We start from the raw sequence: 25828 nt of genomic DNA on the forward strand, positions 1-25828 counted from the left end.
AATTAACCACCCAGAGGTTTATTCAACTTCAATACTCTTCACTTTTAGCGAATCGCCGGTATCCACGCGCAGACGATCGCCATGGCAGCGCGGACATTGCGCATCGTGCCGGGCGATCTCAACCACCTGACTGCAATCCCAACACCATGCCTGCGCTGGCGTGTAGTCGATGTGCAGCACGCAGCCCTGCGCCACTGTCCCCTGACAGACAATGTCAAAGCTAAAACGGACGGCGCTCTCCTCGACGCAGGAAAGCGCGCCAATCTCCAGCCACACGCCAGTGACTCGCTTAACGCCGTGCTGTTCTGCCTGCTGTTGAATGATCTCAACCGCGCTCTGGCAAAGAGACAGCTCATGCATTTTCACTACTCCGGCGGCCAAACAGCAATGCACGGCGGCTGGTTTGCGGCGCATCAGGATTACTGACCGGCAGCGACAGCAGCATCCGCGCGCAGTCGTCTGCCAGACGGACGCCCTCTTCCGCCGACATCGCGTGATTCAGCGGCGACATCAACGAGCAGGAGAGATATTGCGATACGCCGTCAAGCTCGCCAACAGTAAACGTCATATCGCCATACGGCAGACGCAGCCCGAGTTTTTCGCTCACCTTGCGTACCGGCCAGAGTTGATCCGGCCCGGGCAAAATCAGCGCGCTCAGCATCCACGGCGTGATAACACATCCCGTCCACTGTCCTTCATACAGCGTAAAGTCAGAGACATACACCGGCATATCAGGATGCAAAAAAGAGAGATCGTGCATTGAACGCTGCGCGATGGCGTCAAACGCGGCCTGAACCTGCGCCTTCGGAGCGGTCTGGAACCCTGAAATCTCCTCAGGCATGCGCAACCTCCCGTGGGATGGCATCCACACCAGACTCGCGCAGCGCGGCCAGAACCTGCGCAAGCGCAGGTTCAATCATCGCTTCCACCGTCGGCGTTAAGCCAATGTGCGGCTCCAGCGACTCTGGAATGACGCCCACCAGGGTCAACTTCTTCGGGAACTCGCCGGTAAAACGCAGGGCCGACAGAACGTCGGCCAGGCCAAGCTGGTGCGGGGAAATTTTATTGGTAAACAGCGCAGGCACTTCATCGTCCCGCAGGACCATGATCGTACCCGGCGTGTTTTTTCTGGACACAATGGCGTCCGCGATGATCAGATGATCGCGGTTCGCCATGTCACCCAGCAATTCCATTCCCGCCGTGCCGCCATCGAGGACCTCTACGAAATCCGGCAGTACGTATCGCTGCGCTAACGCTTCAACGATCCGCACTCCGATGGCTTCATCGGTCAGCAAAATATTGCCGACCCCTAAGACTAAAATCCGCATTACAGAACCTTCACAGAGACCACTTCGTTCCCGTCAGCGTCGACAACATGCACCGCGCACGCCATACAGGGGTCGAAAGAGTGAATAGTACGTACCACTTCCAGCGGTTTTTCCGGATCGGCAATCGGCGTACCCACCAGCGACTGTTCATACGGGCCGACATCGTCGTTAAAGTTACGCGGGCCTGAGTTCCACGTTGACGGTACGACCGCCTGGTAGTTGCTGATAATGCCGTCTTTGATCACCATCCAGTGAGAAAGCATCCCGCGCGGCGCTTCAAGGAAGCCGACGCCTTTGAACTCGCCAGTGGACGGAATATCCGGCTTCACAAACGTAGTGTGATCGCCTTTACCAATATTGGCGATCAGCGCGCTGTACTGGTTCTGCAAAATACCCTGCAGTTCGCAGCAGTGAACGGTACGGCCAATAATGCGCCCCAGCGTGGAGTGCAGTTGCGCCACTTCCAGCGTTTTACCGGTCAGCTTCTGGTAGATAGCGACAATTTCATTCAGCTTCGCCTGCGTGGACTCGCGTCCCGCCGCCAGTTTAACCAGCATATTCGCCAGCGGTCCCACTTCAACGGTTTTGCCGTAGAAGGTCGGCGATTTCACCCACGAATATTTACCGTCATCCGCCCAGCCGTTGTATTCCGGGATGGTGGTGCCTTCCCACGGCGCCTGCGGCGCTTCGTCTTTATACCAGGCGTGCTTCGCGCTTTCCTGGATACCCTTGATCAGGTATTCATCGGAGTGAGAGCTGATTGGACGGTAGGTCGACAGATCGGCGTTTTCAATGTAGCCGCCAGGGAACAGGAAGCTGCCGTTTTTGCCGTCGGTCGGGAATTCCGGCGCGCTCAGGTAGTTCACCGCGCCTTTACCCCGTTCCAGCCATTCCGGATAAAACGCGGCGATCACCGCAGTATCGACCTTATAAACTTGTTCAACGAAGTCGCTCAGCTTGTCGATGAATGACTTAATGTACATCAGGCGTTCAAGGTTCAGCACGCCCAGACCGTCGAGGTTGATCGGGTTGGCTACCCCGCCCACCGCCAGGTTCTGAATGTGCGGCGTTTTACCGCCCAACAGCGCCACCACACGGTTGGCGTCACGCTGGCATTCCAGCGCCTGCAGATAGTGCGCAACCGCGATCAGGTTCACTTCCGGCGGCAGTTTCATCGCCGGATGTCCCCAGTAGCCGTTGGCGAAAATGCCCAACTGACCGCTGGCAACCAGATCTTTGATCTTGTTCTGCACTTTCGTGAACTCTTCCGCGCTGTTCAGGTGCCAGCTGGAAACGCCTTTCAGCAGCGCTTCGGCTTTTGCCGGGTCGGCATTCAGCGCGGAGGTGATGTCCACCCAGTCCAGCGCGGACAGCTGGTAAAAGTGAACGATGTGGTCATGCGTGGTATGCGCCGCCAGAATAATGTTGCGGATATACTGCGCGTTCACCGGCACGTCGATGTTCAGCGCGCTTTCCGCCGCACGCACCGAAGAGATGGCATGTGTGGTCGTACAGACGCCGCAAATGCGCTGCACAATCATCCACGCGTCGCGCGGATCGCGGTTCTTCACGATCTCTTCCATGCCGCGCCACATGGTGCCGGACGCCCATGCTTTCGATACAACGCCATTTTCGATTTCGCAATCGATGCGTAAATGCCCCTCGATACGGGTTACCGGATCAATAGTAATTCTCTGGCTCATGCTTTGCTCGCCTCATGACGATTATGATCGTTTTGTTTTAAAGGAGGAAGTATCGGCAGTAGACGAATGAGAACGATGTAAGCGCAAATCTCAATAGCCACAAAACCAATAGAAATCAACAGTTCTTCCCAGGTTGGGAAGTAGTGGTAGCCGCCGCCTGGATTGAAGGCCACCAGCGAATAGGAGAGTCGCCAGGTCGCGCAGCCCAGCAGCGCGCTCAGCGCAGACAGGTACAACATCCGCGAATCGTTGCGCAGTTTCGCCACGCGCAGCACCACCAGCGGGAAGACCATCAGCACGACTTCAATCCAGAACATCAGGGAATAGAGGTCGCCTGCGAACGCGTACGATAACTTGTCGCGATAGATCAGCTCGCCAAAGCGCAGCACGACGAATATCGCCAGCAGTATGCTGATGGTGTTCGTCAGTTTGATAAACAAGCTCTTTTCATCCGGGCCGTTGCCTTTCAGACCCGCCTGAACCAGCGAACCTTCAAAGATAACGATTGAGAAGCCCATGATAAAGGCGGTTAGCACCGAAAACAGCGGCAGCATTTCATAGCTTTGCCACAACGGATGCACCTTGTAGCCGGCCGAAATCATCAGCGATCCCATTGAGGACTGGTGCATGGTCGGCAGCAGCGCGCCGAGGGCGATGATAAAGAACATCACCTTGTTCAGACGCTTCAGCGACACTTTCCAGCCCAGGCGTTCAAACACCGCCGGGGCAAACTCCAGCGCCATCACGCCGATATAGATGGTCATACAGACCGCCGTCTCAAACAGCACCGAGTTCACATTGAAGTGACCCGGAATGTAGAAGTACGGCAGGTTCCAGTAACGCCCCACATCAATCGTGATAGACAGACCGCCCAGCGAATATCCAAACAGACTGGCCAGCAGCGCCGGACGCACCAGCGGGTGGTATTGTCCCCGGTTGAAAACATACACCGCCCATGCCAGCGCCCAGCCGCCACAGGCAAAGCCAGTGCCGATCAGCAGGTCGAAGGCGATCCAGACGCCCCACGGGAAGCCGCCGTTCAGATCGGAGACGGACCCCAATCCAAACACCAGACGCTTCACGATAAGAAGCATACAAAGGATGATTAGCGGCCCGAAAATAATGACCGGTTTACTGATAATTTTGCCGCCCAGCGGTTTAGGATCATGACTCATGATCGTCTCCTCCGTCGTGATGGTCGTTTTTAGTGTTACGACGAACCAGCACGGATAAGCCCGCCAGCGCAGCCAGGGGTAATATCATGCCTTTATACAGCGTGTGTTGAACGTGTTCGGATCGCGCGCCGGTAGAGAGGTCGTCCAGCTTCGGTAGATCCAGATTTTCGTAAGGTACCCCGGTCAGCACCAGCACCTGCGTACCGCCGCCCTCTTTTTCGCCATACAGATGCGGGTAATACTTCGGCACGGTATGCACGTAGGTGTCGCCGGTTTTCAGGGTCTGACGCGGATAGTGATGCTGGCTGCCCGGTTCAAGCGAAAGACGCTTTTTCGCCTCGGCCATCAGCTCTTCGCGAGTGCCGAAGAGCACCGCGCCCGCCGGACACACTTCCACACAGCCTGGAAGACCGCCCTTATCGAGTCGCTCAACACCTTTCTGGTTACACAGTTCACACTTGTGTAGCGCGCCAAACGGGTTGTTGTAGTCGTACTTCGGCACGTTGTACGGACACGCGACCATGCAATAGCGGCAACCGGTACAGACGTCTTTGTTGTAATGGACGATGCCGGTTTTCGGATCTTTTTTCAGCGCGGAAACCGGGCAGACAGAGACGCAGTTAGGGTCGACGCAGTGCATACACTGTTTCTTAATGTACGCATAGCCGTTATCGACCTGGTCTTTGTTCACGCCGTCGCCGCTACGCCACACCTGAATAATGTTATTGGTGTAGGGCGACAGTTTGTCGTTGTTTGACCAGGTCTGTTCCCCTTCGGGGTTGCGCGCCGGAAAGTTGATGTCCTGACATTTAGTCACGCAGGCCTGACAGCCGACGCACAGCGTCGAGTCATACAACATACCGAGTGAACCGGGGATCGGCGGGCGGTTTTGCGCAGCCGCATGGCTGACAGACGGCGCGGCGCCTAACAGCAATGCCCCGCTGGAGGCTGCTTTAATAAAGTTACGTCTGTTCACGGTTATTCTCCCCGTGAGTCAGCGTTATCTTTCTTTTGCTGACGACCCAGTTCACGCACCGCCATCACGCTGACGCCTGCCACAAGTCCGACGACGCCGCCGAGTAAGCCAATGGCGCCGGCAGAGACGTTGCCGCCTTCTTTCATATTTACGTCAGGTTTTTCAGAACGCGGTGTCTGGTTTTCCACGTGAGCAAGCTGGTGAATGCCCTTATGGAATCCCACGCCCTCTTCGTTACAGCCGTAGCAAGGATGCCCGATCGCCACCGGCCACACGCCGCCCACGTCGCAGAACTGCAGCGTGGAGCAGTTGCCCCAGGTTTCCGGTCCTTTACAGCCAAGATGGTAGAGGCACCATCCTTCACGGTGACCTTCATCGCCGAACTCTTTGGCAAAGCGACCGGCGTCGAAGTGCGGACGGCGCTCACAGTGCTCGTGGATCAGGCGGCCATAGGCGAAGGTGGGACGATTTTTCGCATCCAGCTTCGGCGGCTTACCGTAAGTGATGATATGCGCGACCGTCGCCAGGAAGTTATGCGGGTTCGGCGGACAGCCTGGAATGTTAATCACGGTTTTGCCTGGCAGTACTTCCTGCAGACCCACCGCGCCGGTTGGGTTCACGCCCGCAGCGGCGACGCCGCCCCAGGCGGAACAGGAGCCGATAGCGATAATCGCCGCCGCGCCTTCCGCCGCTTTGCGGATATGGTCCACAATCGGCTCACCGGCAACCATGCAGTAAATACCGTTATCTTTTAAGGGAATGGAACCATCGACGACCAACACATACTGCCCTTTATACTTCTCAAGCGCGTTGTGTTTATTCTCTTCAACCTGATGGCCGAACGCGGCGGAAAGCACCTCGTGATACTCCAGAGAGATGGTCTCCAGAACAAGGTTTTCTACCGTGGGGTGGGTCGCACGAAGGAGGGATTCGGTACACCCCGTACACTCCTGAGCGCCAATCCAGATAACTGGCGGGCGCTGCGGGCGGGATACCGATTCGGCCATTTCTGCGGCGGCTTTGCTGCTGAGCCCCATGGTGGCGGCGAGTGCTGCACAAAGCTTCATGAAATCACGACGGTTAACGCCGTGAGAATTAATGAGAGTATTATCTCCAGTCATTTTATAGTTATTCCGTTGCGAAGACCTGGCTTTTATTTTGCATCAATCGCGCAAACGTTATTGCGATCGGTGCGCCATTTACCACATTTTTATTATGGTTATGTAGTCTATGATACTGCGCAGGAATACTAAAACGAAGGGAGTAGCCGGTAGTGTAATTAATAAAACCGGCCCAATACCCCTTTCGGATCAATGTTCGGTTCGAAAGTCAGCGTTATCGCTTTGCGAAAGACGGAATTTTTGCACCGAACGCTGCAGTTCTTCGGTTTGACGCTCCAGCGCGGCGGCGGCGGCAGAAACCTGTTCCACCAACGCGGCATTTTGCTGCGTGACGCCATCCATCTGCGTAATGGCGACGCCAACCTGCGAAATGCCTTTACTCTGCTCTTCTGAAGCCGAAGCGATTTGCTTCATTATGGCCTCCACTTCTGACACCCCGCGCAGAATCGCCTCCATGGTCGAACCGGTGTCTTTCACCAGTTGCGCCCCCTGATCGACACGGCGAACGGATTCGGCGATCAGCGTTTCGATCTCTTTCGCGGCATTCGCGCTGCGACTTGCCAGGTTACGCACTTCACCGGCAACCACCGCGAATCCACGCCCCTGTTCACCGGCACGCGCGGCTTCGACCGCCGCATTGAGGGCGAGAATATTGGTCTGAAAGGCAATGCTGTTAATCACGGTGGTAATTTCGGCAATCTGCTTCGAGCTGGCGGAAATGCCGTTCATGGTGTCCACCACGTCTGACACCAGCGAACCACCCTGGCTGGCGGTACGGGAGGCCGAGTCCGCAAGCTGGCTGGCCTGACGCGCGTTATCCGCGTTCAGTTTTACCGTCGCGGTTAGCTGTTCCATACTGGCGGCGGTCTCTTCCAGCGCGGCGGCCTGCTCCTCGGTACGCGATGAGAGATCGTTGTTGCCGCTGGAAATTTCGGTCGCTCCCCGCCAGATATTATCGCTGCCTGCGCGAATCGCGCTGACCGCCTCGCGTAAACTGTCCTGCATCGCTCGCAGTAGGGGCACCAACTGGCCCACACAGTTACGCCCGATATCGTCAATCGGCTGGCTGAGATCGCCCTGGGCTATCTGGCGAAACTGCTGACGGATCCGCCCCAACGGTTTCACCAGCATCGCCACAAGATAGCGGTCGGTAAAAAACAGGATCGCAATTCCCAGGATTACCGCGCTGACGATCAGCGTGCGGATCACCGCCGTTTTGCCATCGACCATAACCCGGGTTTGATCGAGCATGACCGCAGCGGCGGTATTGAACCGCTCTGCGCTTGCGCCGAAGGCGCGGCTCAATGCTGGCGTCACGTTATTCGCCTGCGCACTCCACGCGGTCAGCGTGCCCTGCTGCGCAAGTTGCATTTGCGGCGTGACGCCTTTATCGAGCAGATCCTGCCATTTAGCCAGCACATCGGCGGCAACCTGGGGATCCATCGGGCCTGGAGAAAGGGTTTTCATCTCCTGTAACTTTTTACTCATGTTATCCAGCGCCTGTTGTACGGGCGCAAAATCGGGCGTCCCTCCGCCGATTTTAACGTCCATGGCGCGGCTGAGACGGGTCACGAAGCGAAAATACTGATCGTTGCCCTGGCTGAGCACCGTCATCTGGCGAACAAGATGGCGATCCACCTCGTTGCCCTCCGCGACGCGAGAAAGAGACCAGGTGCTGTAAAGCCCCACACCGACCCACATTAAACAGAAAATGCCGAGGATCGTCAGCATGACAACCCGGATAGTGAAATTACGAAGCATGTACATATGTTTTCCTTGCCATGAGGGAGAAGTCGCCCAGAGGCGCGTCTAACCTCGTTATCGGCAGGAAGCGGCGAAGGTATAATTTTTCGCGCGTAATTTTATAAAAATTTTTACTCCACAAGAAAGTTAATGAAAACGATAATCGCCGGGCGAGAAATCCACATTGCGTTAACGTGTTTTTATCTTTCAATAGTTGTAAAAATGTAAAACAGCCGCGCAGTAAATTACCGAAATACCCCTAAAGAATTATTGGGTTTGAGGCGTTCTTTTGAACTATATCGATGTTGCTGGATAAAATTGGCATAAACAGCTTATTATTTAAGCTTAAATATTCACGAGAAAAATGCATTCATAGTAATTAATTTATCAGACCGTGATTAAAACATTATTTTTTCTTAAAACCACTTTAAGATTTTATTACATCATTCTCCTTTCAGAAGATTCTTAAATGAACGCATTTCCATTAAAAAGAAAGCGGATTCATCTTGATATTAATGGAATAAAAAATGCGCAAATTAATGAACCGCACGTTGCTCTCGCAATGTGTATTAGTGGCTTTAGCTTCCTTCAGTTCCTGTGTTTCTGCTGCCTCCAGCACGCCATGCGTTGGTGACGATACGTCGCAAACCTGCGGTCTACGGGCTGCGGAGTCCAAGGACGGTATTAGCGTTTACCAACAAGATAACGGTGTCGCTAACGCCGTAATGGCGGACCCAACCTCCGGGTCGATCTTCATGAACGGGCATTTCAACACCGGAGAAACCCAATCATTAACTGTCAACGGCACCGATATGACCGGCAGCTATATTCAGGGAAGCAATGGCGGGACGGCAAATATCACCGTCACCAACGGCGCGAAAGTGGATATGATTGAAGTCGGCAATATTAAAAAGACCACGAACACTACCGTCACCGTTGATCATTCAACCCTGAATGGCGAAAACGACGATGTGCTTTATCCGAATAAAAAAGACTACATGATGGGTGCGTCTATCTATCTCGATCCGCAGGATAATGGCTATCATACCGCCAATATTATTAACGGCAGCGATCTGCACGGCAGTATTATCAGCGGCGGTAATGGGGTTCAGACAATATCCATGAGCGACAGTTCATTGGATAAAGGCGGTATTTATGCCGGTAGCGAAAAATCGGATACGACACTCTCGCTCACCAATGCCTCCGTCGACGGTACCGACAGTGAAGTGGCGCAGGATGTTGAAAAAGCGTCACAATTTTTGAGTAAGACAATCTTTAAAGATCTCAACCTTGACGCGTTTGGCGACGTTACCATCGCCATGCTGGGCACTACCCACACCAGCCTGACGATGAATAACAGCACCGTGACCGGCGATATTGGCGTCGTGAATGAAAAAGGGTACGCCAGCCTTTCACTCACCAATCAAAGCGTGATTAACGGGAACGTCACTCTGGCCGGTGATTCCACCAATTCCCTTCTGCTGGACAACAGCACCATCAACGGTGACGTCAACACCAGCGCCAATAAAGGCAATACCACCATCACGCTGCAAAACAACGCCAACGTCAACGGCGATGTTACCACCGGTAAAGGCGACGACACGCTGGTGCTGACCAATCAGTCTCACGTTAACGGCAACGTGGACGGCGGCGACGGCAGCGATACGCTGTCCATGGACGCGGGCAGTTCGATCACCGGTCAGATAAGCCAGTTCGAAACGGTAAACACCACCAGCGATAACAGCATCAGCATCGACAAAATCAACGACGCAACCACCTGGGATCTGCAAAACGGATCAAGCCTGATCGCCAGCACCACCGGGAGCAATGCCTCGGTCAGCATGAGCACCGACAGTTTCGTTAACTTCGGCACGATCACTGGCAGTAATAACGCCGTGGTGGTCAACAGCATCACGCCGTCTGCGATCAATCGTTCCGGCGTTCTTCTTGGGACTTTTACGACCACCGGCACTGCTGCGCCGCAGGACTATGCGGGCGCCACGTTCACTAACGGCCAGCAGACAGTGGAAAATCGCAGCGGCGCGTACAACTACGACAACAGTCTGGACATTGTCGCCGCCGACAGCGCGCCACAGGCCATGCTGAAAGCCAGTGACAGCCAGAGCTGGAATATTCTGTTTAACAGCGCGCAAGGTTCGCTGGCCAGCGACGTACAGGGGTTAATTGCCGGTCTGGATGCGGCTGAACAGGCGGGTCATCAGGTCGCTGACGACATCAGCAATCACATGAACCAGGTACATCTGGCCAGCCTGTTGGGCGAACAACAGGAGGGAGCGCAGGTATGGGGCGATTTCCTGTACCAGAACGGTAATTTCAGCAACGATGTCGACTACAAGAGCGTTACCCAGGGCGCGCAGGGTGGTGTGGACTGGACGGCGCATTTAACTAACGGCGACAGCGTCACTGGCGGTATCGCCCTGGCCTGGACCCGCAGCCGCGTGCAGGACACCAGCGACAGCGTCGACAGCTTCAAAGACAGCGTGTACGGGAATTTCTACAGCCTGTACGGCGGATGGCAGCAGGCGCTGAGTGGCGATACCTGGGGACTGTTCGCGGACGGTAGCTTCAGCTATGGCGATATGCGTTACTCGCTGTCTGCCAACAACGTCACCGGCAATACCAGCGGGATGACAGAAGCGCTGAACGGCTCGACCGACGGAAGCCTGTATATGGCGCAAGCGCGTACCGGCGTAAACGTCCTGCTGCCGGGCGAAACCCTGCTGCAACCGTATGCCACTCTGGGCTGGGATCAGACCAAAGCCGACGGCTTCTCCGATAAGGAGATCACCTTCTCTGACAGTCAGGTGTCTTCCTGGAACGGCGGCGCTGGCGTCCGTCTGACCACCACGCTTCGCGATCTGAACAAAGGCGTGCAGCTGATGCCGTGGATTGACGCGCGCTTCCAGAAAGAGTTCAGCGACGATACCGACATCAAGGCGGCGGACTATCACAACACCACAGGCCACAACAACACGATGGGCATTTTTGGCGCAGGCATCAACGCCACCATCGCCCACAACTTCACGTTAAATACCGGCGTGTATGTGGGAACCGGCGATGTGGATAACGACGCCAGCGTCCAGGCAGGGATGAGCTATAGCTTCTGATGCCTGAATTGCCGGGTGGCGGCTTCGCCTTACCCGGCTAACCCTACCAAAAGCCCGGCAGGCGTCGCGTCGCCGGGCTTTAGCGCAAATACGTCTCAAACCACGCCAGTGTGCGCTTCCAGGCCAGTTCGGCCGCGGGTTCGTCATAGCGTGGGGTTGAGTCGTTATGAAATCCGTGATTTACGCCGGGATAAATCCAGGCTTGATAAACCTTATTATTCGCTTTCAGTGCGGCCTCATAGGCGGGCCAGCCTTCATTAATATTTTTATCCCGCTCGGCATAATGTAGCAAAATCGGCGCGTTGATCTTCGGCACGTCCGCCGCGGCGACCTGGCGACCATAAAACGGCACCGCGCACGCCAGCTCCGGATACGCCACAGCAGCGGCATTTGATACCCCGCCGCCATAGCAAAAACCGGTGATCCCGACCTTGCCCGTAGCGTCTGGGTGTTTCTGCATAAACTCAATGGCGGCAAAAAAGTCGTTCATCAGCTTTGTCGGATCGACCTTTTGCTGTAAGGCTTTTCCTTCTTCATCGTTTCCGGGGTACCCCCCAACCGAGCTTAAACCATCCGGCGCCAGCGCTATATAGCCCGCTTTCGCCACCCGCCGCGCTACATCTTCAATATAAGGATTCAGCCCGCGGTTTTCATGTACGACCACCACAGCCGGAACCTTACCCGTCGTTTTTGCCGGTTTTACCAGATAGCCGCGCACATCGCCGTGCCCGTTTGGCGACGGGTAGTGGATGTACTCCGGCAGGATAGCGGGATCGGTGAATTTCACCTGCTCAGCCAGCGCGTAATTGGGCCTGAGCATGTTGAACAGCGCCAGCGCCGTCACCCCGCCGGCGGCATATTTTGCCGCGAGGTTGAGAAACTCTCGTTTTGAGATCTTCCCGTGCGCGTAATAGTCGTAGTAGTCGAGCAGTTCTTGCGGAAAATCTTTCGCGGTCAGACGGGCCATCGCATATCTCCAGGATTTGTGATTTGATAAGCATAGAATGAAAACGCTGTTTCGAAAATTCATCACAAGAAAGGAGACATCATGTCCTGGAACGCCTCCCCTGACCGCTACGACACTATGCTTTACCGCTACTGTGGTAAAAGCGGACTCCGGCTGCCCGCCCTGTCGCTCGGCCTGTGGCACAGTTTCGGCCACGCGCAGGCGCTGGATTCTCAGCGCGCACTGCTGCGTAAAGCTTTCGATCTGGGTGTTACCCACTTCGACTTAGCCAATAACTATGGTCCGCCGCCGGGCAGTGCGGAAGAAAATTTCGGTCGCCTGCTGCGCACCGATTTCGCCCCTTTTCGCGACGAACTGATCATTTCCACCAAAGCCGGTTACGACATGTGGCCTGGTCCCTATGGCTCCGGCGGCTCACGTAAGTACCTGCTCGCCAGCCTCGATCAAAGTCTGAAGCGCATGGGGCTGGATTACGTTGATATCTTTTACTCGCATCGCGTGGATGAAAACACGCCCATGGAAGAAACCGCCTCAGCGCTCGCCCACGCCGTACAAAGCGGTAAAGCGCTGTATGTAGGTATCTCTTCTTACTCACCGGAACGCACGCAGAAAATGGCGGCGCTGCTTCGCGAGTGGAAGATCCCGCTGTTGATTCATCAGCCTTCCTATAACCTGCTGAATCGCTGGGTGGATAAAAGCGGTCTGCTGGATACGCTGGCGGAAAATGGCGTTGGCTGTATCGCGTTTACCCCGCTGGCGCAGGGACTGTTAACCGGTAAATATTTAAACGGGATCCCGGAAGGTTCACGGATGCAGCGCGAAGGGAAAAAAGTACGCGGCCTGACGGAAAACATGCTGACGGAAGCGAATCTCAGCAGCCTGCGCCTGCTCAACGCCATGGCGCAACAGCGCGGTCAGTCGATGGCGCAAATGGCGTTAAGCTGGCTGCTGAAAGATGAGCGCGTCACTTCGGTACTCATTGGCGCGAGCCGCCCTGAACAGCTGGAAGAAAACGTACAGGCGCTGAAGAATCTGGCGTTTACCGCCGGGGAACTGGCGCAGATTGATAAGCATGTCGCAGACGGCCAACTGAACCTGTGGCAGGCGTCCTCCGACAAATAAACCGTCATCGCCGTCGGGCGAGACACCCTGCCGGATGGCGCTACCGCCATCCGGCGCGAGGAGAGAAGATCGCTTACTCGTGTTTATGCCGGGTGAGTCTGTCGAGATAACCCATTACAAACGCCGACAGCACAAAGGTGAGGTGGATAATCACATACCACATCAGCTTATTGTCCGGCACGTTTTTCGCGTCCATAAACACGCGCAGAAGATGGATAGAAGAGATCGCCACAATCGACGCGGCCACTTTGTTTTTCAGCGAGGTCGCATCCATTTTCCCCAGCCAGTTGAGCTTTTCCCGACCTTCTGAGATATCCAGCTGTGAGACGAAATTTTCGTAACCGGAAAACATCACCATCACCAGCAACCCGCCGACGAGGGTCATATCCACCAGCGACAGCAGCACCAGAATCAGGTCCGCTTCCGCCATCGAAAAGACGTTAGGCAGGACGTGAAAGATCTCCTGAAAGAACTTCAGCGCCAGCGCCACCAGCGCAAGCGACAGACCAAAGTAGACGGGGGCGAGCAACCAGCGAGACGCGTACATTACATTTTCGAGAAAGCGTTCCATATATTCCTGTCATGTAGCAAAACCGGGGAACAGTATATCTCAACATGGCAACATCAGATCAACATCCCTTAAACTTCCCCGGGGGTGATCCACGGGCGCTGATACTCGGGCCACACCAGCGCCACCAGCGACGGATAGGCTTCAAGGCTAAATTCCCGGAAGCACTGTCGCAGATTGAGGACATCCAGATCGGAATGCGGCACCTTTTCACCATTCAGGCAGCGTTTCTTTATCGTGTCGTAGTATTTATACACGGCGGAATTGAGATCGCTACAGCGACGCTGGGCATCAAATAGCCCGGGGGTTTCATTCAATTGCGCCATTGTCATTCGCTTTACCGTGGCGTGCAGGAAATCAATATATTCATGATTAACCCGCCAGTACCATACCGGCGTAATGGCATTCATCAGCGTGGAAAAATGATCTTCCCCCTCGTCTTTGGTTAACGGCGGGAGTGGAACGTCGGGAGAATGTTCTTCGGCACCGCGCGGCTTATTAAACTCGCGTATTAAAAAAAGTATGACCCCGGTGAGCAATAGCAGAGTAATAACAGAATAAAAAATACTGTTCATAAAATGGCTCCATTTTTTTTGATTTTAAAATTACCCCATGTTATTGTCAACGCGACCTGTCAATAAGAATAATTATACACCTGATAATCAAGGATAATGTGACATGCTTCCCGAGCATCTTGTCCCGCCGCGTTTTCATCTGTCTGCGTCAGGCCAGACGGAAGGATCCGCAGAAAACGCTAATAATTTCACTCAAGGAAAGAAAAACCTTCGCGATTACGAAGCCGATATTTTAATTAGCGCGGCATCTACCGGGCAATCTAAAAATATGCTGCTCGAAGAACACGACCGCCATTTTAAAGAACGGCTATGTCGGGTGGCGAAAATTGAAACCTTTGCCCGTGTGATTAATACCTTACAGGCGGAAGGTGACATTGATGCCCAGACCTTAAGTAAAATATTGGCTGACACCACCAACCATATTAATGAAAATGGCAACGAAATTTGGCTTAATTTAATTACGCGAGAAAAATCTTCCCCGATTTTTTATTCTCTGGATGATGAACAATGATCAAAGATGTTGAAGATAACAATGTCTATCTGGCTTTGGACGATAATAAAAGCGATCAATTTGTCTTAAAGCAGAATCTTGCGGCGCTGGTCGCGCATAAGAATGCGCTGCTGGAAAACGTGGCGCAGGAAGCGACGTCTATTCCTGCGGCGCTGGTTCGGTTGAAGTGGCAGAACCGTCGGGAAATGTACGCGCTGCAAATTAAGGAAGAAATTTACGGCGCGGTGATAAATGTCCTTATTCGGCAACGCCCTGAATTACATGACAAAATCATGAGGCGTCTGGAAAGCCACTGGCAACAACTGCTGGATCGCGAAACGGCGACGCTGCGCCTGACGCGTAAGCTTGCCGAAGGTCGCTACCGCACGCTGAACATCACCAGCGTCGCGCTGGATGAACAACTCGTCGTAAAGAAAACGTAGCCTGTCCGGGCGATCAGGATCGTCCTGGTTCCCCCCGCTTTCCCGCACAGCGTCTACCCTTAAGGTATGTTTAACCTGAAGGGAGAAATGGCATGTCGACTCTACAAGACCCCACCACACAGTACTACACCGGTGAATATCCCCAACAGAAACAGCCCGCGCCAGGCGTACAGGCGAAAATGACCCCAGTGCCTGACTGTGGCGAAAAAAGCTACGTGGGCAGCGGTCGCCTTAAAGATCGTAAGGCACTGGTGACAGGGGGCGACTCCGGCATAGGACGGGCTGCCGCCATTGCTTACGCGCGTGAAGGCGCAGACGTGGCGATAAACTATCTGCCAGCGGAAGAAGAAGACGCGCAACAGGTTAAAGCCCTTATTGAAGAGAGCGGGCGCAAAGCGGTGCTTATTCCCGGCGATCTGAGCGATGAATCCTTTGCCCGCTCGCTGGTACATAAGGCGCGCGAGGCGCTGGGGGGTCTGGATACGCTGGCGCTGGTCGCCGGTAAACAGGTGGCGATTCCTGAAATTAAGGACCTGACAAGTGAACAGTTCCAGAAAACCTTTGCGGTGAACGTGTTTGCGCTGTTCTGGATCACGCAAGAGGCTATCCCGTTGCTGCCGAAAGGCGCCAGCATTATCACCACCTCGTCAATTCAGGCGTATCAGCCAAGTCCGCATCTGCTGGACTATGCATCGACTAAGGCGGCGATCCTCAACTACAGCCGGGGTCTGGCGAAACAGGTCGCCGGGAAAGGGATCCGGGTAAACGTTGTCGCGCCCGGCCCTATCTGGACCGCACTGCAAATTTCGGGCGGTCAGACGCAGGATAAAATTCCGCAGTTTGGTCAGCAGACGCCCATGAAGCGCGCTGGTCAGCCCGCGGAACTGGCGCCGGTCTATGTCTATCTGGCGAGTCAGGAATCAAGCTATGTGACCGCAGAAGTACACGGCGTGTGCGGCGGTGAGCATTTAGGCTAGTTGAGTACGGTAAACCATTGGCCTGATACGCGACGCGCCATCAGGCCATAAAAAAGCCGGGTAGCGGCTTTGCCTTACCCGGCCTACTTCTTCCGTCAGCGAAAAGCGCCGGTTATTTCGCCTTCGCGACCTCTTCCCCGACCAGGCCAATCTTCAGATACCCCGCCTGATGCAGCGTATCCATGACCTTCATCATGGTTTCGTAGTTCACGGTTTTGTCCGCGCGGAAGAAAATCGTGGTGTCCTTCTTCCCTTCCGTCAGGGCGTTAAGCTCCGCAATCATACTTTCTTCGGTCACCGGATCGTTACCGATAAACATGCTGTTGTCGGCTTTCACTGACAGATACACCGGTTTTTCCGGACGCGGCTGCGGCGTGCTGGAAGATGCGGGCAGATTCACCTTCACATCCACCGTCGCCAGCGGAGCCGCCACCATAAAGATGATCAGCAGCACCAGCATGACGTCGATAAACGGCGTCACGTTGATTTCATGCATTTCACCGTTATCGTCCAGGTTTTCGTTAAGACGCATTGCCATGAAACGTTATCCTACACGTAATTTCTGCGCGGTACGTACCGGATGCGCGGAGGCGCTTGCATCCAGGTCCAGGTCGCGGCTTTGCAGCAGCAACACCTGCGCGGCGATATCGCCGAGCGTTGCTTTCAGACCGCCAATCTGACGGGCGAAAATGTTATAGATGACGACGGCTGGAATCGCAGCAACCAGACCAATCGCGGTCGCCAGCAGCGCTTCAGCGATACCCGGCGCGACCACAGCAAGGTTAGTGGTTTGCGTTTGGGCGATACCGATGAAGCTGTTCATGATACCCCATACGGTACCGAACAAACCGACAAACGGGGAGATCGCCCCGATGGTCGCCAGGTAACCATTTCCGCGCCCCATCTGACGTCCTGCCGCCGCAACGCGACGCTCAAGGCGAAAACCGGTACGCTCTTTGATCCCTTCGTTGTCTTCGCTGCCTTCAGACAGCTCCAGCTCGTTCTGCGCTTCGTTGAGCAACTGGGTACTCAGGCTTTTCGCGCCGAACTTAGCGGCAATATCGCTTGCCTGATCCAGAGAGCGGGCTTCCGCCAGCAGTTGCTGTTCGCGCTTCAGGCGACGCTTCTGGGAGAAGAAATCCACGCTTTTACTGAAGAAGATAGCCCAGGTGACCACTGACGCCAGAATCAGACCAATCATCACGCACTTCACTACGATATCGGCGTGCTGATACATACCCCAGACGGAGAGATCCGTCTGCATCAAATTATTACCCACTCTGTATCTCCAGGACGCAAATCACAAAATCTGAGCATAATAATATCAAAACGACGTCGAATTGATAGTCGTTCTCATTACTATTTACATAGTGCCGCACCTTTGGTTTCTTTTCCTTGCGCTTACGCAGTAAAACATCACGAGCGGAGAATTTGGGAAAATATTGTGCTTTATATAAGAGGACGGGATGCGCATTTTGTCATTCGTGGTAGTTTAGACATCCAGACGTATAAAAACAGGAAAAACCGACATGGCAGATAAGCAACTGGAGACCCGACTGGTCAGCGCGGGACGCCGTAAGAAGTACACTCTCGGCTCCGTCAACAGCGTGATTCAGCGCGCCTCATCGCTGGTCTTCGACACCGTCGAAGCCAAAAAACACGCCACCCGTAACCGCGCAAACGGCGAACTGTTTTACGGACGTCGCGGCACGCTCACGCATTTCTCACTCCAGGAAGCGATGTGTGAACTGGAAGGCGGCGCCGGATGCGCGCTGTTTCCCTGCGGCGCTGCGGCGGTCGCCAATACCATTCTGGCGTTTGTGGAACAAGGCGATCATGTGCTGATGACCAACACCGCCTATGAACCGAGTCAGGATTTCTGCCGCAAAATCCTCGGCAAACTTGGCGTGACCACCAGTTGGTTCGATCCTCTCGTCGGCGCGGATATCGCAAAGCATATTCAGCCCAACACCAAAGTGGTGTTTCTGGAGTCGCCCGGCTCCATTACGATGGAGGTGCATGATGTTCCGGCGATCGTCAGCGCGGTAAGAAGCGTCGCGCCGGAGGCCATCATTATGATCGATAATACCTGGGCGGCGGGGATCCTGTTCAACGCGCTCGACTTCGGTATCGACATCTCTATACAGGCCGCGACAAAGTATCTGGTTGGTCATTCAGACGCGATGATCGGCACGGCGGTCGCTAATGCCCGCTGCTGGGATCAACTGCGTGAAAACGCCTATCTGATGGGACAAATGGTCGACGCCGACACCGCTTATATCACCAGTCGCGGACTGCGCACGCTCGGCGTGCGTCTGCGTCAGCACCATGAAAGTAGCCTCAGGGTTGCCGAGTGGCTGGCCGCGCATCCTCAGGTGGCGCGAGTGAATCACCCGGCCCTGCCCGGTAGCAAAGGTCATGAATACTGGAAACGAGACTTTACGGGCAGCAGCGGGCTGTTCTCGTTTGTGCTGAACAAAAAGCTGACCAACGAAGAACTCTCCGCCTATCTCGATCACTTTAGTCTGTTCAGCATGGCCTACTCGTGGGGCGGCTTTGAGTCGTTGATTCTGGCGAACCAGCCGGAACAGATTGCGGAGATCCGCCCGCAAGGCAACGTCGATTTCGACGGCACGCTCATCCGTTTGCATATTGGTTTAGAGAATGTTGACGATCTGATTGCAGATTTAGCCGCCGGTTTCTCCCGCATCGTATAATATTGACGCCAATGGACATGAATGCAGACACATCGACCGAAATTGTCTGCATTTGTTGCGCCTCGGATCAAGGCATCCGGGCCTGTAAGGGAGTATAATGGGTAAATTAAGCGCCCATTCCGTTCGGCTCAGGGGCGTAAACGCTGTTCCACAGGAAAGTCCATGTCTGTCATTCAAGATATTATCGCTGCGCTCTGGCAACACGATTTTGCGGCGCTGGCGGATCCCCATATTGTTAGCGTCGTCTACTTTGTGATGTTCGCCACGCTGTTTTTAGAAAATGGCCTGTTACCGGCCTCATTCTTGCCTGGCGACAGTTTGCTGCTGCTGGCGGGCGCGCTGGTTGCGCAAGGGGTGATGAGCTTTGTCCCGACGCTGTTCATTCTGACGACCGCCGCCAGCCTGGGCTGTTGGCTGAGCTATATTCAGGGACGCTGGCTGGGCAATACCAAAACGGTAAAAGGCTGGCTGGCGCAGTTGCCGGTGAAATATCACCAGCGCGCGACCTGCATGTTCGACCGCCACGGCCTGCTGGCGCTGCTGGCTGGCCGTTTTCTGGCCTTCGTGCGTACCCTGCTGCCAACCATGGCGGGCATTTCCGGGCTTTCCAACCGCCGCTTCCAGTTCTTTAACTGGCTGAGCGGGCTGCTGTGGGTCGGCGTGGTCACCAGCTTTGGCTACGCGCTGAGCATGATCCCGTTTGTGAAGCGTCACGAAGACCAGGTGATGACTTTTTTAATGATCCTGCCGATCGTCCTGTTAGCAGCGGGTTTACTGGGCACGCTGGTCGTGGTGATCAAAAAGAAATACTGCAACGCCTGAATGCTGAATGCCGGATAGCGCTTCGCTTATCCGGCGTGGAACAGGCAAGTTAACTTCCTTGTAAAGTGCGGATCCGCGCCGCATCTTCTCCCGGCGTGACGCCGAAGTAGCGCTTAAACTCGCGGCTGAACTGCGACGCGCTTTCATAACCCACCCGCATCGCCGCCGCGCTGGCCTTCATACCGTCGTGAAGAATCATCATCCGGGCCTTATGCAGCCGATACGTTTTCAGGTACTGCAACGGTGATGTACTGGTCACCGACTTAAAGTTATGGTGAAACGCCGACACGCTCATATTGGCTTCCGCCGCCAGTTGCTCGACGTTCAGGCTCTCGGTGTATTTGTTCTCAATGCGCTTTATCACCCGGCTGATCAGGCTGAAATGGGTTTGTCGGCTCACCAGCGCCAACAGCGCGCCGCCACGTGGTCCGGTCAGCACGTGATACAGGATCTCACGGATAATCTGTTTCCCTAAAATACGCGCGTCGAGCGGTCGCTCCATCACGTCCAGCAGGCGTTCCGCCGCGCACAGGATCTCATCAGACAGCGTTGCAGAGTTAATCCCGCTTGCCGCCATCGACGGCTGAAAACGTTCATCCTCGCCGATGTCCATCAGCAGTTCCTGTAGCTGCAGCATGTCGACGTTAATGCGAATGCCAGCCAGCGGCACCTCCGGCGTCGCATAGGTTTCACATTCAAACGGCAACGGCACCGTCAGCAGCAGATATTCATTAGCGTCATAACGGAAAACGCGCTCGTTGATATAACCAATTTTATAGCCCGAAAAGAGAAATATGATGCCGGGATCGTACATCACCGGCGTGCGCGGCCCCGGCTCAGTGCCGTACAGCAGGCGGATGTCCGGCAACCGCTCCCCCTGGTTTTTCTCAATATCTTTCAGATGCTTAATTTTATCTGTCAGCAACAGACAAATCTCTTCACGGTTCATGACGGCTTATTTTCGCAACGAGTATCGATGAATTGATTGTGCGCAAATTTAGTGTTTTTCTCCAGCGCTCTGGAGGAATAGGCAAAACATTGGCAGAAATGAGCATTGAGAGGCAGCGTGGGGACGCCCACAATGTTTCCATCAGGCAGACCGACGCCTGCCCTCTTTTTACCCACATAAGGGAACGAGCAATGAATAACTTTAATCTGCATACCCCAACCCGCATTCTGTTTGGTAAAGGCGCGATTGCCGACCTGCGCGATCAAATCCCACAGGACGCACGTGTCATGATCACCTATGGCGGCGGCAGCGTGAAAAAGACTGGCGTGCTGGCTCAGGTTCAGGATGCGCTGAAAGGCATGGACGTGCGTGAGTTTGGCGGCATTGAGCCAAACCCGTCTTACGAAACCCTGATGAACGCGGTGAAAATCGCCCGCGAAGACAAGGTCACCTTCCTGCTGGCGGTGGGCGGCGGTTCGGTGCTTGACGGCACCAAATTTATCGCCGCGGCGGCACACTATCCGACAGACATTGACCCGTGGCGCATTCTGCAAACCAGCGGCAGCGAGATTAAAAGCGCCATCCCGATGGGCTCCGTGCTGACGCTACCCGCCACCGGTTCTGAATCCAACAAAGGCGCGGTGATTTCGCGCAAAACTACCGGTGACAAACAGGCGTTTCATTCCGAACATGTGCAGCCAGTCTTCGCCGTACTGGATCCGGTATACACCTACACCCTGCCGCCGCGCCAGGTGGCGAACGGCGTAGTTGATGCCTTTGTCCATACCGTTGAGCAATACGTGACTTATCCGGTTGACGCCAAAATTCAGGATCGCTTTGCGGAAGGCATCCTGCTGACGCTGATCGAAGACGGTCCGAAAGCGCTGAAAGAGCCGGAAAACTACGATGTGCGCGCCAACGTGATGTGGGCGGCGACGCAGGCGCTGAATGGTTTGATTGGCGCAGGCGTACCGCAGGACTGGGCCACCCATATGCTCGGTCACGAACTGACGGCGATGCACGGTCTCGATCACGCCCAGACGCTGGCGGTGGTGCTGCCCGCGCTGTGGAATGAAAAACGCGACACCAAACGCGCCAAACTGCTGCAGTACGCTGAACGCGTGTGGAACATCCGCGAAGGGTCTGACGCTGAACGTATTGATGCCGCTATTGCGGCGACGCGCAACTTCTTCGAGCAGCTTGGCGTACCGACACGCCTTTCCGGCTACGGTCTGGATGGCAGTTCTATCCCGGCGCTGCTGGCGAAGTTAGAAGAGCACGGTATGACGCAACTCGGTGAAAATAAAGACATTACACTTGACGTCAGCCGCCGTATTTACGAAGCCGCGCGCTAAGCTTTTTTCGCCTCTGCCTTTCGTTTTTGGACATTTCGTCCAGACTTAAGTCACACCGCATCACCGGAGGCTTCCTCCGGTGATGAGCACATGAAGGAGGAAAAATGGCAAACCAAACCGTAATTAAGCTTCAGGATGGCAATGTAATGCCCCAGTTGGGGTTAGGCGTATGGAAAGCCGGTAACGACGAGGTCGTCTCCGCCATTCATAAAGCACTGGACGTCGGCTACCGCTCAATAGACACCGCCGCCGCATACAAAAATGAAGACGGCGTGGGCAAAGCATTAGCCAGCGCTGGCGTTCCTCGCGATGAACTGTTCATCACCACCAAGCTGTGGAATGACGATCAAAAACGTCCGCGTGAAGCCCTGCAGGAGAGTCTGGAAAAACTTCAGCTCGACTACCTTGATCTGTATCTGATGCACTGGCCGGTTCCGGCAATCGATCATTACGTTGACGCCTGGCAGGGTATGATCGAGCTGCAAAAAGAGGGGTTAATCAAGAGCATCGGCGTCTGCAACTTCCAGGTCAATCATCTGCAACGACTGATCGATGAAACGGGCGTCACGCCGGTGATCAACCAGATCGAGCTGCACCCGCTGATGCAACAGCGCCAACTTCACGCCTGGAATGCGACGCATAAAATCCAGACGGAATCCTGGAGTCCGCTGGCGCAGGGCGGCGAAGGCGTTTTCGATCAGAAAATCATTCGCGATCTCGCGGACAAGTACGGTAAAACCCCGGCGCAGATCGTTATCCGCTGGCATCTGGATAACGGCCTGGTGGTGATCCCGAAATCGGTCACCCCGTCGCGTATTGCCGAAAACTTTGACGTCTGGGATTTCCGCCTTGATAAAGACGAACTGGGCGAAATTGCCAAACTGGAGCAAGGCAAGCGGCTCGGTCCCGACCCGGATCAGTTCGGCGGCTAATCTTCCTTCCCAGCCCGGTGTTCTGCCGGGCTTTTTCTGCGCCTATGACCCGAACGAGCAGGCCATCTCACCGGGTGTGGCCGGGACTCTGCAAACAACCTTGAACACGTCGCCTTCAAGCTCGAACGGCCCACCGACGCCCCCGCCGGTCTCCGCTTCGTATGCCTTACCGTTAGCATTCACCTGCAGCGAGGTAGCGTAAAACCAGTCCATTGGACCTATCGGCAGAAAAAAGGCCCATTCGTGTTGGGGCGGAAAGGCAAAACGCCCCTCTTTATCTGATAAGGTCGTCACCGGCTTCTCAGCATGGCTCGCCAGTACGACTGTTGCGCCGCTAACTGGCTTGCCGGCGCTGTCGATCAGCCGTCCTTCCACTTCCGGCTGCGTCTGGCGATGTATCATGCAACCAGATTGCAGCAAGGCGATCGCAATTATCCCTGCCAGCATCCCTGCTTTCATCTCTGCGTCTCCGCCCTATGGGCCACGGTTTTCCTGGCCCGACAAACGCGCGTCATCGGGCACTCTGATTAACGCCCCGCGACCTTGCCGCGTTTTTTGTTCGCCGCCGGGGTCTGACGCTGATGCGACACTGGCGTATGCTTGGTCAACGCCGGACGAGTATGCCGGTTCTGACGACGCGCCTCGCGCATCTCTTCGATCGTTGGCGCCGGAACCAGACATTCGCGACGCCCGCCGATCAGATGCTTTTTGCCCATCTCTTCCAGCGCCTGACGGATTAGCGGCCAGTTAGCCGGATCGTGATAGCGCAGCAGCGCTTTATGCAGACGGCGCTGCTTATCCCCCTTCGGCACCACCACATCTTCACTCTTATAGCCAATTTTACCCAGCGGGTTTTTGCCGGTGTAGTACATGGTCGTCGAGTTAGCGAGCGGCGACGGATAGAAGTTCTGCACCTGATCGAGACGGAAGCGATGTTTCTTCAGCCACAGCGCCAGATTCACCATATCTTCATCGCGCGTACCGGGGTGTGCGGAAATAAAGTACGGGATCAGATACTGTTCTTTGCCCGCCTGTTTCGAATAGAGATCGAACAGCTCTTTGAAGCGGTCATAGCTGCCCATGCCCGGCTTCATCATCTTCGACAACGGTCCTTCTTCGGTATGCTCCGGCGCAATCTTCAGATAGCCGCCAACGTGATGGGTCGCCAGCTCCTTGATATAGCGCGGATCTTCCACCGCAATGTCATAACGCACGCCGGAGGCGATAAGGATCTTCTTGATGCCTTTCAGATCGCGGGCGCGGCGATACAGATTGATTGTCGGCTCGTGATTGGTGTCCATATGCGGACAAATATCCGGATAAACGCACGACAGACGGCGGCAGGTCTGCTCCGCGCGCGGCGACTTACAGCGCAGCATGTACATGTTGGCCGTCGGCCCGCCGAGATCGGAGATCACGCCGGTAAATCCCGGCACGGTGTCGCGGATCGCTTCAATCTCATTGATGATTGAATCTTCAGAGCGGCTCTGAATGATGCGCCCTTCGTGTTCTGTAATTGAACAGAAAGAACAGCCGCCGAAGCAGCCGCGCATGATGTTGATGGAAAAGCGGATCATCTCATAGGCCGGAATGCGGCTGTTGCCGTAGGCCGGATGCGGCACACGTTTGTACGGCAGCGCAAATACGCTGTCCATCTCTTCGGTCGAGAGAGGAATAGCCGGCGGGTTGATCCAGATATAACGATCGCCATGCTTTTGCATCAGCGCGCGCGCGCAACCCGGGTTGGTTTCATGGTGCAGAATGCGCGAGGCGTGAGCGTAGAGGACTTTGTCACCCTTCACTTTTTCAAAGGAGGGCAGCAGCACGTAGGTTTTTTCCCACGGCTTCGGGCGCGGCGGCTGCACGGTGACGGCTTTCGCCTCCTGCTTTTTCGGCGCGACCGGCTTATTGTCCGCACACGGCAGGTCTTCTCCGTACGGATGCGGAATTGGGTCGATTTTTCCCGGCGTGTCGAGACGGGTCGAGTCGACACCGCTCCAGCCCGGCAGCGCTTCTTTTACCATAATCGCGGTATTACGCACATCGCGGATCTGGTCGATGGTTTCGCCCATTGCCAGACGATGCGCCACTTCCACCAGCGGACGCTCGCCGTTGCCAAACATCAGCATGTCGGCTTTGGCGTCCACCAGCACCGAACGGCGCACGGTATCAGACCAGTAGTCATAATGGGCGGTACGGCGCAGGCTGGCCTCGATGCCGCCGAGGATCACTGGCACCTCTTTCCACGCCTCTTTACAGCGCTGGGTGTAGACCAGCGTGGCCCGGTCCGGACGCTTGCCCGCCACATTATCTGGCGTATAGGCGTCGTCATGGCGCAGACGGCGATCGGCGGTGTAGCGGTTGATCATCGAGTCCATGTTGCCCGCGGTCACGCCGAAGAACAGATTCGGTTTGCCCAGACGCATAAAGTCGTCTTTGCTGTTCCAGTCCGGTTGGGCGATGATGCCCACGCGGAAGCCCTGCGCTTCCAGCATACGGCCACAAATCGCCATGCCGAAGCTCGGGTGGTCGACATACGCGTCGCCCGTCACCAAAATAATGTCGCAGCTATCCCAGCCAAGTTGATCCATTTCGTCGCGAGACATCGGCAAAAAAGGGGCTGGACCAAAGCAGGCCGCCCAGTACTGAGGCCAGGAGAAGAGATCTCTGTCTGGCTGGATCAGGGATATTGCGCTCATATTGCTTCCAAAAAATGGTAAAAAAATAATCAAAGGCC

The 25828-nt window shown here is 55.1% G+C and carries 25 protein-coding genes; 9 read left to right on the forward strand and 16 right to left on the reverse strand.

Translation table 11 applies throughout. From position 1 onward, the window contains the following. Nucleotides 1–18: 18 nt before the first annotated feature. The 8 genes from hypA to APU02_RS18105 all read right to left on the reverse strand — a co-directional run bounded on the left by hypA (nt 19) and on the right by APU02_RS18105 (nt 8070). Nucleotides 19–360 carry a hydrogenase maturation nickel metallochaperone HypA gene (gene hypA / locus APU02_RS18070; protein WP_042289173.1) on the reverse strand — a complete coding sequence of 114 codons (342 nt, stop codon included), beginning with the start codon at nt 358–360 and terminating at the stop codon, nt 19–21. Then, nucleotides 353–841, reverse strand: coding sequence for a hydrogenase-2 assembly chaperone (gene hybE / locus APU02_RS18075; protein WP_060570823.1), 489 nt, complete (start codon nt 839–841; stop codon nt 353–355). The genes hypA and hybE overlap by 8 nt, the downstream gene beginning before the upstream one ends. After that, nucleotides 834–1328 (reverse strand): HyaD/HybD family hydrogenase maturation endopeptidase, encoded by a 495-nt coding sequence (locus APU02_RS18080; RefSeq protein WP_060570824.1) that lies wholly within the window; start codon nt 1326–1328, stop codon nt 834–836. The genes hybE and APU02_RS18080 overlap by 8 nt, the downstream gene beginning before the upstream one ends. Further along, nucleotides 1328–3031 (reverse strand): hydrogenase 2 large subunit, encoded by a 1704-nt coding sequence (hybC, locus tag APU02_RS18085; protein WP_060570825.1) that lies wholly within the window; start codon nt 3029–3031, stop codon nt 1328–1330. The genes APU02_RS18080 and hybC overlap by 1 nt, the downstream gene beginning before the upstream one ends. Continuing rightward, complete coding sequence (hybB, locus tag APU02_RS18090) at nt 3028–4206, reverse strand: Ni/Fe-hydrogenase cytochrome b subunit (RefSeq protein ID WP_060570826.1); 1179 nt, start codon at nt 4204–4206, stop codon at nt 3028–3030. The genes hybC and hybB overlap by 4 nt, the downstream gene beginning before the upstream one ends. Further along, nucleotides 4196–5182 (reverse strand): hydrogenase 2 operon protein HybA, encoded by a 987-nt coding sequence (gene hybA / locus APU02_RS18095; protein WP_060570827.1) that lies wholly within the window; start codon nt 5180–5182, stop codon nt 4196–4198. Before hybA ends, hybB begins: the two co-directional genes overlap by 11 nt. Nucleotides 5183–5184: 2 nt before the next feature. Then, nucleotides 5185–6303 (reverse strand): hydrogenase 2 small subunit, encoded by a 1119-nt coding sequence (gene hybO / locus APU02_RS18100; RefSeq protein ID WP_042289187.1) that lies wholly within the window; start codon nt 6301–6303, stop codon nt 5185–5187. A 189-nt stretch (nt 6304–6492) separates the two neighbouring features. After that, a complete protein-coding gene (locus APU02_RS18105; RefSeq protein ID WP_060570828.1) occupies nt 6493–8070 on the reverse strand; it encodes a methyl-accepting chemotaxis protein in 1578 nt (525 codons plus the stop codon). A gap of 503 nt (nt 8071–8573) precedes the next feature. Here APU02_RS18105 and APU02_RS18110 point away from each other — a divergent pair. After that, nucleotides 8574–11174, forward strand: a complete 2601-nt coding sequence (locus APU02_RS18110; RefSeq protein ID WP_060570829.1) for an autotransporter outer membrane beta-barrel domain-containing protein — start codon at nt 8574–8576, stop codon at nt 11172–11174. Between the two features lie 79 nt (nt 11175–11253). Here APU02_RS18110 and yghX read toward each other — a convergent pair whose 3' ends face one another. Next, nucleotides 11254–12141 (reverse strand): YghX family hydrolase, encoded by an 888-nt coding sequence (gene yghX, locus APU02_RS18115; protein ID WP_042289192.1) that lies wholly within the window; start codon nt 12139–12141, stop codon nt 11254–11256. A gap of 81 nt (nt 12142–12222) precedes the next feature. On the opposite strand from yghX, the gene APU02_RS18120 reads away from it, so the two are divergent. Then, the gene (locus APU02_RS18120; protein ID WP_060570830.1) at nt 12223–13263 is read left to right on the forward strand and encodes an aldo/keto reductase; all 1041 of its coding nucleotides are present in this window, start codon (nt 12223–12225) and stop codon (nt 13261–13263) included. A gap of 73 nt (nt 13264–13336) precedes the next feature. Here the strand turns inward: APU02_RS18120 and APU02_RS18125 are convergent, their stop codons facing one another. Continuing rightward, the gene (locus tag APU02_RS18125) at nt 13337–13834 is read right to left on the reverse strand and encodes a TIGR00645 family protein (RefSeq protein ID WP_042289198.1); all 498 of its coding nucleotides are present in this window, start codon (nt 13832–13834) and stop codon (nt 13337–13339) included. A 68-nt stretch (nt 13835–13902) separates the two neighbouring features. Continuing rightward, nucleotides 13903–14406 carry a hypothetical protein gene (locus APU02_RS18130; RefSeq protein ID WP_042289202.1) on the reverse strand — a complete coding sequence of 168 codons (504 nt, stop codon included), beginning with the start codon at nt 14404–14406 and terminating at the stop codon, nt 13903–13905. A gap of 103 nt (nt 14407–14509) precedes the next feature. Between APU02_RS18130 and APU02_RS18135 the strand changes: the two genes are divergently transcribed. From APU02_RS18135 to APU02_RS18145, 3 genes are all read left to right on the forward strand, one after another. Then, nucleotides 14510–14917 (forward strand): hypothetical protein, encoded by a 408-nt coding sequence (locus APU02_RS18135; RefSeq protein WP_042289205.1) that lies wholly within the window; start codon nt 14510–14512, stop codon nt 14915–14917. After that, nucleotides 14917–15339, forward strand: coding sequence for a hypothetical protein (locus APU02_RS18140; RefSeq protein ID WP_060570955.1), 423 nt, complete (start codon nt 14917–14919; stop codon nt 15337–15339). Before APU02_RS18135 ends, APU02_RS18140 begins: the two co-directional genes overlap by 1 nt. Before the next feature lie 92 nt (nt 15340–15431). After that, nucleotides 15432–16316, forward strand: a complete 885-nt coding sequence (locus APU02_RS18145; protein ID WP_060570831.1) for an SDR family oxidoreductase — start codon at nt 15432–15434, stop codon at nt 16314–16316. A 112-nt stretch (nt 16317–16428) separates the two neighbouring features. Here the strand turns inward: APU02_RS18145 and exbD are convergent, their stop codons facing one another. Together exbD and exbB are read right to left on the reverse strand one after the other, a co-directional pair. After that, entirely contained in the window at nt 16429–16854 is a 426-nt protein-coding gene (gene exbD, locus APU02_RS18150) for a TonB system transport protein ExbD (RefSeq protein ID WP_042289208.1), read from the reverse strand. 6 nt (nt 16855–16860) lie between these two features. After that, nucleotides 16861–17595 (reverse strand): tol-pal system-associated acyl-CoA thioesterase, encoded by a 735-nt coding sequence (gene exbB / locus APU02_RS18155; protein WP_042289210.1) that lies wholly within the window; start codon nt 17593–17595, stop codon nt 16861–16863. 250 nt (nt 17596–17845) lie between these two features. Here exbB and metC point away from each other — a divergent pair, with 250 nt between their 5' ends. Then, a complete protein-coding gene (gene metC, locus APU02_RS18165) occupies nt 17846–19033 on the forward strand; it encodes a cystathionine beta-lyase (protein WP_060570832.1) in 1188 nt (395 codons plus the stop codon). A gap of 162 nt (nt 19034–19195) precedes the next feature. Next, entirely contained in the window at nt 19196–19855 is a 660-nt protein-coding gene (gene yghB, locus APU02_RS18170; RefSeq protein WP_060570833.1) for a DedA family general envelope maintenance protein YghB, read from the forward strand. Between the two features lie 49 nt (nt 19856–19904). Here the strand turns inward: yghB and APU02_RS18175 are convergent, their stop codons facing one another. Then, nucleotides 19905–20804, reverse strand: coding sequence for an AraC family transcriptional regulator (locus APU02_RS18175; protein WP_060570834.1), 900 nt, complete (start codon nt 20802–20804; stop codon nt 19905–19907). Nucleotides 20805–20995: 191 nt separating this feature from the next. On the opposite strand from APU02_RS18175, the gene yqhD reads away from it, so the two are divergent. Together yqhD and dkgA are read left to right on the forward strand one after the other, a co-directional pair. Then, nucleotides 20996–22159 carry an alcohol dehydrogenase gene (gene yqhD, locus APU02_RS18180; RefSeq protein ID WP_060570835.1) on the forward strand — a complete coding sequence of 388 codons (1164 nt, stop codon included), beginning with the start codon at nt 20996–20998 and terminating at the stop codon, nt 22157–22159. A 104-nt stretch (nt 22160–22263) separates the two neighbouring features. Continuing rightward, complete coding sequence (gene dkgA / locus APU02_RS18185) at nt 22264–23091, forward strand: 2,5-didehydrogluconate reductase DkgA (RefSeq protein WP_060570836.1); 828 nt, start codon at nt 22264–22266, stop codon at nt 23089–23091. A gap of 42 nt (nt 23092–23133) precedes the next feature. Here the strand turns inward: dkgA and APU02_RS18190 are convergent, their stop codons facing one another. After that, nucleotides 23134–23538 (reverse strand): carboxypeptidase-like regulatory domain-containing protein, encoded by a 405-nt coding sequence (locus APU02_RS18190; RefSeq protein ID WP_239692881.1) that lies wholly within the window; start codon nt 23536–23538, stop codon nt 23134–23136. A gap of 80 nt (nt 23539–23618) precedes the next feature. After that, nucleotides 23619–25790 (reverse strand): YgiQ family radical SAM protein, encoded by a 2172-nt coding sequence (locus APU02_RS18195; RefSeq protein WP_042289236.1) that lies wholly within the window; start codon nt 25788–25790, stop codon nt 23619–23621. Between the last annotated feature and the right edge of the window lie 38 nt (nt 25791–25828).

The sequence above is a fragment of the Citrobacter sp. 50677481 genome (assembly GCF_001463265.1).
Classification (GTDB): domain Bacteria; phylum Pseudomonadota; class Gammaproteobacteria; order Enterobacterales; family Enterobacteriaceae; genus Citrobacter_A; species Citrobacter_A sedlakii.

Excerpts from the sequence above, each read along its gene's own strand:
- hypA (WP_042289173.1), bottom strand. The coding sequence starts at position 360 with ATGCATGAGCTGTCTCTTTGCCAGAGCGCGGTTGAGATCATTCAACAG.
- hybE (WP_060570823.1), bottom strand. The coding sequence starts at position 841 with ATGCCTGAGGAGATTTCAGGGTTCCAGACCGCTCCGAAGGCGCAGGTT.
- APU02_RS18080 (WP_060570824.1), bottom strand. The coding sequence starts at position 1,328 with ATGCGGATTTTAGTCTTAGGGGTCGGCAATATTTTGCTGACCGATGAA.
- hybC (WP_060570825.1), bottom strand. The coding sequence starts at position 3,031 with ATGAGCCAGAGAATTACTATTGATCCGGTAACCCGTATCGAGGGGCAT.
- hybB (WP_060570826.1), bottom strand. The coding sequence starts at position 4,206 with ATGAGTCATGATCCTAAACCGCTGGGCGGCAAAATTATCAGTAAACCG.
- hybO (WP_042289187.1), bottom strand. The coding sequence starts at position 6,303 with ATGACTGGAGATAATACTCTCATTAATTCTCACGGCGTTAACCGTCGT.
- APU02_RS18105 (WP_060570828.1), bottom strand. The coding sequence starts at position 8,070 with ATGTACATGCTTCGTAATTTCACTATCCGGGTTGTCATGCTGACGATC.
- APU02_RS18110 (WP_060570829.1), top strand. The coding sequence starts at position 8,574 with ATGCGCAAATTAATGAACCGCACGTTGCTCTCGCAATGTGTATTAGTG.
- yghX (WP_042289192.1), bottom strand. The coding sequence starts at position 12,141 with ATGGCCCGTCTGACCGCGAAAGATTTTCCGCAAGAACTGCTCGACTAC.
- APU02_RS18120 (WP_060570830.1), top strand. The coding sequence starts at position 12,223 with ATGTCCTGGAACGCCTCCCCTGACCGCTACGACACTATGCTTTACCGC.
- APU02_RS18125 (WP_042289198.1), bottom strand. The coding sequence starts at position 13,834 with ATGGAACGCTTTCTCGAAAATGTAATGTACGCGTCTCGCTGGTTGCTC.
- APU02_RS18130 (WP_042289202.1), bottom strand. The coding sequence starts at position 14,406 with ATGAACAGTATTTTTTATTCTGTTATTACTCTGCTATTGCTCACCGGG.
- APU02_RS18135 (WP_042289205.1), top strand. The coding sequence starts at position 14,510 with ATGCTTCCCGAGCATCTTGTCCCGCCGCGTTTTCATCTGTCTGCGTCA.
- APU02_RS18145 (WP_060570831.1), top strand. The coding sequence starts at position 15,432 with ATGTCGACTCTACAAGACCCCACCACACAGTACTACACCGGTGAATAT.
- exbD (WP_042289208.1), bottom strand. The coding sequence starts at position 16,854 with ATGGCAATGCGTCTTAACGAAAACCTGGACGATAACGGTGAAATGCAT.
- metC (WP_060570832.1), top strand. The coding sequence starts at position 17,846 with ATGGCAGATAAGCAACTGGAGACCCGACTGGTCAGCGCGGGACGCCGT.
- yghB (WP_060570833.1), top strand. The coding sequence starts at position 19,196 with ATGTCTGTCATTCAAGATATTATCGCTGCGCTCTGGCAACACGATTTT.
- APU02_RS18175 (WP_060570834.1), bottom strand. The coding sequence starts at position 20,804 with ATGAACCGTGAAGAGATTTGTCTGTTGCTGACAGATAAAATTAAGCAT.
- yqhD (WP_060570835.1), top strand. The coding sequence starts at position 20,996 with ATGAATAACTTTAATCTGCATACCCCAACCCGCATTCTGTTTGGTAAA.
- dkgA (WP_060570836.1), top strand. The coding sequence starts at position 22,264 with ATGGCAAACCAAACCGTAATTAAGCTTCAGGATGGCAATGTAATGCCC.
- APU02_RS18190 (WP_239692881.1), bottom strand. The coding sequence starts at position 23,538 with ATGCTGGCAGGGATAATTGCGATCGCCTTGCTGCAATCTGGTTGCATG.
- APU02_RS18195 (WP_042289236.1), bottom strand. The coding sequence starts at position 25,790 with ATGAGCGCAATATCCCTGATCCAGCCAGACAGAGATCTCTTCTCCTGG.